This is a genomic window from Bacillus cereus group sp. BfR-BA-01381, from assembly GCF_022663555.1.
In the GTDB taxonomy this organism is placed as follows: Bacteria; Bacillota; Bacilli; order Bacillales; family Bacillaceae_G; genus Bacillus_A; species Bacillus_A pacificus.
In genome coordinates this window covers 1-3,704 of the sequence record NZ_JAKUFR010000175.1, presented here as the reverse complement: position 1 = coordinate 3,704, position 3,704 = coordinate 1, and the positions used below count along the sequence as shown (strand labels likewise).

The following is a 3,704-nucleotide window of genomic DNA, read 5'->3' as shown; positions in this document are numbered from 1 at the left end:
AAAAGTTTTGTATAAGGAAACTATAAAGGAGAGAAAGAAATGAATCAACATATTGGTAACTTAATTATTCGTATCGTGTTAGGGGTAACGTTCTTTATGCACGGTTTAACAAAATTCCAATCGGGGATTGACAATATTGCAGGGTGGTTCACAAGCATTGGTTTACCAGGAGGACTTGCATACGGTGTAGCAACAGTTGAATTAGTTGGCGGTCTATTATTAATTCTAGGTTTAGGTGTAAGATATATTGGATTATTATTTGCACTAGTTATGGTTGGAGCAATTGTAAAAGTAAAATGGTCAGCTGGTTTATTAGGAGATGGAAAAAATCCTGGCTTCGAATTAGAGCTTGCATTGTTAGCAATGGGTGCGTACTTATTTGTTGCGAAAGCGGATGGTTTTGTAGATAATTTCTTAAAAGAGAAAATGTCAAAGAAGAACTAATTTACATGGGAGGCTAACAAGATGAGTTTTCAACTTCATCCCGATACAACACTTGATGTTGTTCATTTATATGTATCAAATATAAAGAAATCACTAGAGTTTTATACAGAAGTATTAAGTATGAAAGTACTAAAAGAAGATGAAATGGTCGTTACATTTGGGAATGAAAATAACGAACCACTCCTTATCATTGAAGAAAAGAAGGAAGCCTTACCAAAGCAAAGAGGGAGAACGGGTTTATATCATTACGCAATTTTATTACCGAGCAGACAGGATTTAGCGAATATCCTTCGTCATCTTGTAGAAATGGTTTATCCACTGCACGGCGGAGCTGACCATTACTTTAGTGAGGCCCTTTATTTAGCTGATCCAGATGGAAACGGGATTGAAATTTATCATGATCGTCAAAAAGAAGTTTGGCGTGATGAGAATGGAGAGCTACCATTTGTTAGTAACCCGTTAGCTGGTGAAGAATTATTGCAGCAAGGAAGTACATGGAGTGGGTTTCCAGCTGGTACTGTGATGGGACATATTCATTTCCATGTAGCTGATTTGGAAGAAGCGAAACGTTTCTATGTGGATGGTCTTGGTTTTGAAGTAACGATCCCAGCCCGTAATGGGGCGCTCTTTGTATCGGCAGGTGGCTACCATCACCATATCGGTTTAAATACGTGGCAAGGTGAAGGAATACTACCGCAAATGCCAAATTCTGTTGGCTTGAAATATTTCACAATTGTATTAGCAGATGAAAAACAAAAAGAGCAAGTATGTGAAAGCTTAAAAAATATTGGCAAGATTGCTACGTACAAAGATGGAATATTACAAGTAGAGGATCCATTTGGACATTGTATCCATTTCAAAATAAAAGGAGAAGCCTAATAAAGGCTTCTCTTTTTTACTTTCTTATAATGGCTTTTTCATTTTGGACAAATAGTTCATCAAATTGCTTCGCAAGCTCAAAATCGAGTTTCGTTAAACCTTTTGCATTCCAAGATGACAAAGTAATAATGACTGCTTTATACTGGATAAGGATAAATGGGTGGTGATTATGTTCTTCTGATAGTTTGGCGGCTTCAGAGACAAATTCGACTCCTTTTAAGTAGTCGGAAAACATATATTTTCTTTCAATCCATTTTTCATCTTTTACTACCCATTTATCTAACCTCAATAATTCTTCTTGAACTTCCTCTTCAGTTAATCGTAGCATCATTTTTCACATCCTTTACTGGAAGTAGCGTAAGACCATTGTTAATAAGACGTGTCACAGCTTCATCAGTTGTGAAAGTAGAAAGTTGTTGTAATAATGCTGCTGATGTTTCATGCCCTTTGTTATGCTCTAAAAGCAATTCTAATATTTCAAGGCGAAGTAACCATTCTTTCGGATACAATTTATTTAATACCTCTTGAATTGCTACTAATTGCTCGATATGCGCGTCGTGTAAAATACCTTCATTTCGAATGTCACGAACGGTTTGATACATACGTTCAAGTTCATTCAGTACAAGTGGAGCAGGTATTTTTTGAACTTCTTCATCTGTTTGGAAAAATGCTGCAGCATCTGCGGCACCTGGGAATACCGAAGTAATTGTTGAACCAACAGCCATATCAAATGCACCCCATGAAGCATCAAATAAAACACGATCGTTATAAGTAACTGTGCAATTGATAAAGGAAATAAGCGCAATTTTTTTATCGTTTTTTACAATATCTGTTACTGTTCCTTTTACATGAATACCACTTGCAAAAGTAAACTCAGCAACATTTCCAATTGTAATTCCTAATGATTGTAATTGTTCATCTGTACAATTTTCTAATGCAATATTTTCAGTGAGTAATCCAATTGGTGTTCCAAAACCGTCACTGTGTACAGACGTAGAATGATTCGCTAGTTGTTTATTGTGAATTGCTAATGCTGTTGGCGAACTCGTTCGCATGTAAATCAATTCACCTGCATCATTTTCAATCGTCTCGGTAAATGTACCTGTAATTTGTAATCCGCTATTTAATTCAGCAGTTGCATGATTTTCAGAACGAATTGCTTTTTCTAAGCCTTCTTTACCACCTGTTTTAAAGGCCATCGTTTCAGAGAATTTCTCAAGTGCTTCTGTTAATTCTTCAAATGACTCACAAACAAATAGTTGTGGTTGCATTTTTGTTACGTCATAAGTTGTACCTGTGCATGCCTCGATAGAGAATGGAACTTTTTCAACAGCGTCTGTTAAGCAATGTTTACTTTCGCCAACAGAAGAAAGAAGACCAGCACCATATATTTTTGGAGCGTTTATATTTCCGATTAATCCATATTCTACTGTCCACCAGAAAAGACGTGAAATTTGTTCCGCTTCTGATAAACCAGAAACTAAGTTTTGTTTTGCAATTACATTATTTTCAGCAGCTGTAACTTCATCAGGGGTAGAAGTAGGGCTTTCTTTTACAATTGTTAATGTACGAACTGCTTCAAACGCATCATGTTCTTCTTTTGTAGAGAAAGCTTTTGCACCAATTTGCCCAAAGCGTTTCACATATTTTGCATATGTAGGATCAAGTAAAATAGGTGCGTGTCCTGCTGCCTCGTGTACAATATCTGGAGCAGGTGTATACTCGATGTTTTCTACTTTGCGAATATCTGTTGCGATTGGTAATAATCCGTGTCCTTGAAAATCGAAGAAGGCTACGCCAGGAATAAGCCCGTCAATCGTTACAGCACCCCAGCTGCTTGGTGCTAAACATTCATTCATTTCTTCTACCTTTGGAATTGCATCTATATTAATACCAGATGATTGTAATCCGTTCACATAGGCTGGATGAGCAACGTCTTTTAAGAAACTATGATTTTGTCTCATAATGTAACGCCACACAGCGTGATTCACCGGTGTGTATTGATCATAATGCTGTGTGGATACGAATGGTTTTAAATGCGATGGAATTTCTGTTTTCTTTGTCATTTAGACATCCTCCTTTTTTTAATAAAATTAAGTATCGGTTTCGTATAGCTTGTATCACCCCCTTTCAAAATTGTAAGCGCTTATAAGATTTTATCATAAGATTCGGAATTATTTAACATTTGTTTCTGTGAGAAATAGAAAAAGCCCCTATCGGAAAATCCGATAGGGGCGAAAGAATCGCGGTACCACCCTATTTGTAAGTGAAAATATACTTACATCTCAATTAATGATAACGGAAAAACTCCGTCTTTTCCTTCATGCCTATAAGCACTACGAAAAAGAAGCTCCAGAATTGTAATTCATACTTATATATGT

The 3,704-nt window shown here is 36.5% G+C and carries 4 protein-coding genes; 2 read left to right on the top strand and 2 right to left on the bottom strand.

Annotated elements, in window-relative coordinates:
- Nucleotides 1-39 precede the first annotated feature (39 nt).
- On the top strand, nt 40-444 hold the full coding sequence (locus MR079_RS27895) for a DoxX family protein (RefSeq protein WP_001071557.1): 405 nt from the start codon (nt 40-42) through the stop codon (nt 442-444).
- A 21-nt stretch (nt 445-465) separates the two neighbouring features.
- On the top strand, nt 466-1,323 hold the full coding sequence (locus MR079_RS27890) for a VOC family protein (RefSeq protein ID WP_074601514.1): 858 nt from the start codon (nt 466-468) through the stop codon (nt 1,321-1,323).
- 16 nt (nt 1,324-1,339) lie between these two features.
- On the opposite strand, the gene MR079_RS27885 is transcribed toward MR079_RS27890, so the two are convergent.
- Together MR079_RS27885 and MR079_RS27880 are read right to left on the bottom strand one after the other, a co-directional pair.
- Entirely contained in the window at nt 1,340-1,654 is a 315-nt protein-coding gene (locus tag MR079_RS27885; protein WP_000979545.1) for a 4a-hydroxytetrahydrobiopterin dehydratase, read from the bottom strand.
- Entirely contained in the window at nt 1,635-3,389 is a 1,755-nt protein-coding gene (locus MR079_RS27880; RefSeq protein ID WP_242295045.1) for an aromatic amino acid hydroxylase, read from the bottom strand. Before MR079_RS27880 ends, MR079_RS27885 begins: the two co-directional genes overlap by 20 nt.
- Nucleotides 3,390-3,704 lie beyond the last annotated feature (315 nt).